Consider the following 6,053-nt stretch of genomic DNA (forward strand, 5'->3'; position numbering starts at 1 on the left):
GATGACAGAAACTAAAGAATTACGTGGACAATTTTTACTTTGGCTAGGTGCGGCCATTTCAATTGCCGAAATTATGACGGGCATGTTACTAGCTCCACTTGGCTTTTCTAAAGGTTTCCTTGCAATTCTAATTGGTCATTTAATTGGTTGTGGTCTCTTCTTACTACCTGCTGGTTATATTGGTGCCAAAAAGCATCAGACAGCCATTCAGTCAACTAAAGTTGCTTTTGGCTCAACAGGTGTGCTCTTATTTTCACTTATCAATTTGATTCAACTAATTGGTTGGACCGCTGTTATGATCGTCAACGCAATTTCAGCAATGAATGGTATTTCAAGTTCCTTACTTAATTTTAAAAATTCAATTATTATGGGACTTGTCATAGCTATTTTGATTATCATTTGGTTATTAGTTAGCGAAAATAGTTTGTATCGAATTAATTTAATTGTTGTTAATTTATTAGTTATTGGTGCAGGTATCATGATTTTTTTAATTTTCAAAGTACCCGTTTCACATACTTCCAATGGCTTAAATATGACATTTGGATCAGCTGTTGAATTAAATATCACCATGGCGTTATCTTGGCTACCACTAATAGGTGATTACACAAAATCAACAAAACATCCACTTGCTATGTCTACAGTTAGTTCGTTTAGCTATTTTTTAGGTAGTTTAATCATGTTTACCATTGGCTTACTTTTAACAACTAGAACCGGATTCACTGATTTTACCTCGTTCTTGGCTACATCAGGTTTAGGTATAATCGCATTATTCATTATTATATTTTCAACTGTTACAACCACATTTTTAGATGTTATGTCAGCAACAATTAACGTTCAGAATATACATTCCTTTAAACATATGAAATTGATTAGTATCATTATAGTTGCGCTTGGCTTAGTCATTGCATGGGTAGTTCCTATTGATAATTATCAAAATTTCTTATATTTTATCGCGTCAGTTTTTACACCATTATATGCAATTGTTTTTGTCACTTACTTTATTATGAAAAAAACGTTGCCTTATTGGTTAAATATTATTTGGTGGTTAATTGGCATTATTGCGTACTATCAATTACAACAATTTGATTTTATTTTTGGAACCACAATTATTATTCTATTCGGACTAGGATTACTCGTTTATCTATCCCAATTTATTTTACCAAAAAATTATTTTAGAAATATAAATTAACCATTTACAAAAAAATAGAGATTTAGCGTTCTCCCCAGTGTTAAACAACTGTTTAGCATTACAAGGCGAACTCTAAATCTCTATTTTAATTTTATAATAATTAAACTATCCAATCAAATTCTAAACTAGGATCAGCATTTAAATTTAATCCTGCACGTTGACCTTTAATAAATTCAACATATCCTGCTGCACCAATCATTGCAGCATTATCACCACATAATTTAATGGGCGCCTTCACAAATTCAATATCATTCATTTTCTTCATATCAGATTCAAGTCTTGTACGTAACCCTTTATTAGCTGCCACACCACCGGCTAAAATTAATTGTTTAATATCATACTCATGACAAGCACGTACCGTTTTCTCAGCAAGTACATCAATCACACTTTGTTGAAAGCTTGTTGCTAAATCAGCCCGGTCCAACTCTTCGCCTAATTGATCTGCATGGTGAACTGTATTGATGAAGGCACTTTTCAATCCACTGAAACTAAAGTCATAACTGTCATCTTTGATCATGGCACGCGGAAAATTAAACGTATCTTGTCCAGTATGTGCAAGTTCATCAATTTCTTTTCCTGATGGATAAGTCATCCCAAGAACACGCCCAACTTTATCATAAGCTTCACCTGCTGCGTCATCACGTGTCTCACCAATAATTTCAAATTGACCTTCTTCAGGCATATAAACTAACTCAGTATGTCCACCCGAAACGAGTAAAGCCATTGATGGATACACTATTTCAGATTCATAGCGCGCTGCAAAAATATGGCCTGCCATATGGTTAACGGGAATTAAAGGCAACTCGTGAGCAAATGCGATAGCTTTAGCAGCAGAAACACCTACTAGTAAAGCACCAACTAATCCTGGTCCATAAGTAACCGCAACAGCATCTAAATCATCATAAGTTACATTTGCTTCTGTCATAGCATCTTTAATACAACTCGTAATTTGTTCAATATGGTGGCGGCTGGCAACTTCAGGTACAACACCACCAAAACGTTTATGACTATTAACTTGCGTTGCAATGATGTTCGACAAAATAAGATGACCGTCTTCGACCACTGCGACACTAGTTTCATCACAACTTGATTCAAATGCTAAAATTAGATTTCTTTCCGTTTTATCCATTGAGACCTCTTTCAACTTAATTCATATTCCTTTATTTTAATTTAAGCAACATATCAACAGCATCTTGCCCATCTTCAACATAATAATTCTCTCGGATACCCACTTTAGTAAATCCTAATTGGTGGTATAGATTTAAAGCCGTCTGGTTATCACGGCGAACCTCTAAACTAACTGTTCTAAATCTCATTAAACGAGCACGCCTTGTAATAGACGTTACCAAAAAGTTTCCCATCCCTCTACCCTGACATTCAGGTAGAACAGCAATATTCGCAATATGTACGTCTCCCGTTATTGCATCCGTTGAACAACCAATAAAGCCTAACATTTTATCTTCCTTACGTAAGACTAAATAAAGTGTTTTGCTTTTTTGGCAAATTTCGCCTTCAAATATTTTTGCACTCCATGGTGATTTACCATCATAAACTGCTTTTTCAATCTCAAGTAGTTCCGGAATATCAGGTACAACAGCACGTGTCATAAAATAACTTTCATTTCTAATTTTAATTCTATGATTCTGAAAAACTAATGTCCTAACAGGTTCATCTGGTCTTAATTCTGGAATAATTTGTTTCACTCGTGCTTTAAATTTTTTCAACATAGGTATTATGATCCTTATCTGAATGGGTTTCTAACCATTGCGTCTCTGCTTGCGTTAATCGTAAATAATTCGGAATAAATGTCTCCTGATTAGCGGGCTCTTTATCTTTACCAATTAATCCCAAAATAAATGCCTGAGGAATATTTAAAAATGAAGCTGGAAACTGTGCCTGATCACCTAAAATATCGATAATTTGTTGTTTAAATAAATCGACATCAGTTCCAACAAAAATTTGTGGTCGGTTACGCTCTTTTAATTCAGTCACCCAAGTCACAAGTTCTCTATGCTGGTCTGGTAATTCATTTACAAGCTCATTATCATTTTTATACAAACCTGAGAATACGTAATTCCTACGTGCGTCAAATAACGGTACAATATCAGAATCACTATTTGTGGAAATACCTGCAGCCAACATTGCTAAACTAGAGACACCAACTAATTCACAATCTAATGTAAATGCTAGTGTTTTAGCTGTGGCAACGCCAATCCTGAGACCAGTAAAAGATCCTGGACCTTGTGCAACCACAATTCGGTCTAGCTCTGCAGGCTTAATACCTGCTAATTTCATGACATCAGAAATTGCTGGCATCAATGTAATACTGTGATTTTTTTTTATATTCGTTGTGATAGTTGCTAATAATGCACTATCTTCTAAAACAGCGACGCTGAGTGGTATATTCGATGTATCAATTGCTAAAATTTTCATTCATATCTTCCTTTATCTCTGCTTTGTTAACATTTTAGCACAAAAATAGTATCACAAATTTTTTCTAAGAGAAAATTAACAAAAAAATAGGACAAATAATTGTCCTATGGTTAATAACTAATTTATTTTGAAAATCCATTTGGATGCGTCTGTTCAAAAGTCCATGCTGTCTTAATGATATCTTCCATATTTTCATACTTAGGAGCCCAACCAAGAATTTCATGTGCTTTTTCACTTGCTGCAATTAAAGTTGAAGGATCACCTGCACGACGTGGTGCAATTTCTGCAGGAATTTCTTTACCTGTTGCACGGCGTGCTGCTTCTAGAATTTCCATATTTGAAAATCCATTAGATGAACCCAAGTTAAAGGCATTACTTTCATTTCCCGCAAGTAAGTAATCTAAGGCGCGAATGTGCGCATCTGCTAAATCAAGAACATGCACGTAATCACGGACGTTTGTACCATCTTTGGTATCATAATCGTCCCCAAAAATTTGTAATTTTTCACGTTCTCCGTTAGCAACTTGTAAAATAATTGGAATTAAATGTGTTTCAGGATTGTGATCTTCACCGATGCTACCATCTGGTTTTGATCCAGCAACATTGAAATAACGTAATGCGACAAACTTAACACCATCTGCAACGTCAGTCCAGTGCATAATTTTTTCCATGGCTAATTTACTTTCACCATATGGATTTGTTGGAATTTGAGGGTCATCTTCATGAATTGGGACAACTTTAGGTTCACCATATGTTGCAGCTGTTGAAGAAAAGACGATTTTTTTAACGCCAACTTCAGTCATGACTTCAAGTAAATGAATCATCCCTGCTGTATTATTGTCAAAATATTTTAATGGTTTTACCATTGATTCACCAACAAGAGATGAAGCTGCAAAATGAATAACTGCTTCAATATCCTCATTTTTGAAAACATTGCGCATAAAATTTTTATCCGCAATATCTCCTTGATAAAATTTTGCCTTTTTATTAACAGCCTCTAAGTGCCCTGTCACTAAATTATCGACAACAACAACATCACGACTATTTTCTACTAATTGATCAACAGTATGTGAACCAATGTAACCTGCGCCACCCAAAACTAAAATTGACATTTAAATTCCTCCAAATAGTTTATTTTCTTTATTATAACTTATTTTAGTAAATTTATCAGTGATTCACCCTTCTTTAGCAAATAAATAGACGACGAAAATAAATTCGCCGTCTGGTTAATTTCTATAAGTCACCCGTTAAAAATTGTGCTTGGCCCATGCCAAAGCTCCAATCTTCATCAGTATTAGTTGTTAAATTAATCATTAAATCTTCTGGTCTCAATCCAACTTTTGTTTGTAACTGTTGCATTAACTGTTGATAGAAGGTTTCTTTTTGCTCTGTCGTTCTTGGTCGCGTTGTTAAACTAAAGACCAATACTTCTTTTGTTCGCATAAATCCAAGCCCAGTATCTAAAATTTGCATTTCATTTATTGGATGTTGAGTGACAATTTGATATCTGTCACTAACTGGTGCGCCAAATGAATTAAGCATTACATCATAAGCAATATCTAAAATTTCTTTTATTTGGCCTTCAGAACGGCCTTCAATCATATCAATTTTCATCAATGGCATAGATTGAATCCTCCTATAATCGTTTACCTAATCTTTGGATTTGTTTATTATTACCAACCATATATAACAAAATAATTTGAATTGGAATTAAAATTAAATCTTTGATAGCACGTGCATAGATAATTGTCCAAGGTGACTGGTACATTAATACTAGCCAGAATGTATTTAACAATAAATCAATAACAACGACATTGATTAATACGGCAATAATAATTCGCGGTAACGTAAATGGTTTTTTATAAAATACAAGTCCATAGAAAAACGCACCTAAGAAAGCAGATAGCGAGAATCCCCAGAAAAATGTACCTCCTTTACTGAATAATACTGTTCCAAGTAAATCCGATAAAACAGAACCAATACCACCCAGTAATGGGCCAAACCACGCCGCTAATAGATAAGTCGCAATAAAAGTGAAACTTATCCGTAACGTCAATACCTGATACGATAATAAATTAGTTAGAATAATTTGACCAGCCAATAATAGACCCATCACCGCTATATTCTTTGCGGTTAACCTCTTTGTTAAATTTTCCATGATTCAGACATCTCCTCGTTGGAGTTGCCACATTGTGGTATGCGGCGAATGCGAAAACACAACCGCAGCTATCGCTAGCCTTCGTCCAAAAGACACATTCCGTCCTTTTGGCACTTAACGCTGTATTCTCTACCCCGAAATTTTGTATTTTACTACTTGTGTAGTATACCACTAAAAAGAAAATAACTTTGGGTGTTGAAGTGAACCCCCTGAGTTGGAGAAATCTAACTCAGGGGGTTTTACTATGTTCACAGTTGAAATAAAGAAAAAAGT

General features: G+C 34.7%; 7 protein-coding genes and 1 riboswitch. Of the genes, 1 reads left to right on the top strand and 6 read right to left on the bottom strand.

Annotated features, from left to right (window positions below; translation table 11 throughout):
- Window position 1 precedes the first annotated feature (1 nt).
- Entirely contained in the window at window positions 2-1,189 is a 1,188-nt protein-coding gene (gene cytX, locus AC1RPK_RS07315) for a putative hydroxymethylpyrimidine transporter CytX (RefSeq protein ID WP_481761946.1), read from the top strand.
- A gap of 100 nt (window positions 1,190-1,289) precedes the next feature.
- On the opposite strand, the gene tsaD is transcribed toward cytX, so the two are convergent.
- The 6 genes from tsaD to AC1RPK_RS07345 form a co-directional block, all read right to left on the bottom strand.
- Window positions 1,290-2,318, bottom strand: coding sequence for a tRNA (adenosine(37)-N6)-threonylcarbamoyltransferase complex transferase subunit TsaD (tsaD, locus tag AC1RPK_RS07320; protein ID WP_481761945.1), 1,029 nt, complete (start codon window positions 2,316-2,318; stop codon window positions 1,290-1,292).
- A 31-nt stretch (window positions 2,319-2,349) separates the two neighbouring features.
- Window positions 2,350-2,916 (bottom strand): ribosomal protein S18-alanine N-acetyltransferase, encoded by a 567-nt coding sequence (rimI, locus tag AC1RPK_RS07325; RefSeq protein WP_481761944.1) that lies wholly within the window; start codon window positions 2,914-2,916, stop codon window positions 2,350-2,352.
- Window positions 2,900-3,622 carry a tRNA (adenosine(37)-N6)-threonylcarbamoyltransferase complex dimerization subunit type 1 TsaB gene (tsaB, locus tag AC1RPK_RS07330; protein WP_481761943.1) on the bottom strand — a complete coding sequence of 241 codons (723 nt, stop codon included), beginning with the start codon at window positions 3,620-3,622 and terminating at the stop codon, window positions 2,900-2,902. Before tsaB ends, rimI begins: the two co-directional genes overlap by 17 nt.
- Before the next feature lie 122 nt (window positions 3,623-3,744).
- Entirely contained in the window at window positions 3,745-4,734 is a 990-nt protein-coding gene (gene galE, locus AC1RPK_RS07335) for a UDP-glucose 4-epimerase GalE (RefSeq protein WP_481761942.1), read from the bottom strand.
- Between the two features lie 121 nt (window positions 4,735-4,855).
- Complete coding sequence (locus AC1RPK_RS07340; RefSeq protein ID WP_481761941.1) at window positions 4,856-5,245, bottom strand: tautomerase family protein; 390 nt, start codon at window positions 5,243-5,245, stop codon at window positions 4,856-4,858.
- 13 nt (window positions 5,246-5,258) lie between these two features.
- A complete protein-coding gene (locus AC1RPK_RS07345; RefSeq protein WP_481761940.1) occupies window positions 5,259-5,780 on the bottom strand; it encodes a folate family ECF transporter S component in 522 nt (173 codons plus the stop codon).
- Between the two features lie 40 nt (window positions 5,781-5,820).
- Window positions 5,821-5,919: riboswitch (THF riboswitch) on the bottom strand.
- Between the last annotated feature and the right edge of the window lie 134 nt (window positions 5,920-6,053).

This window comes from Dellaglioa sp. CoH-55-MRSF-6, from assembly GCF_056782215.1.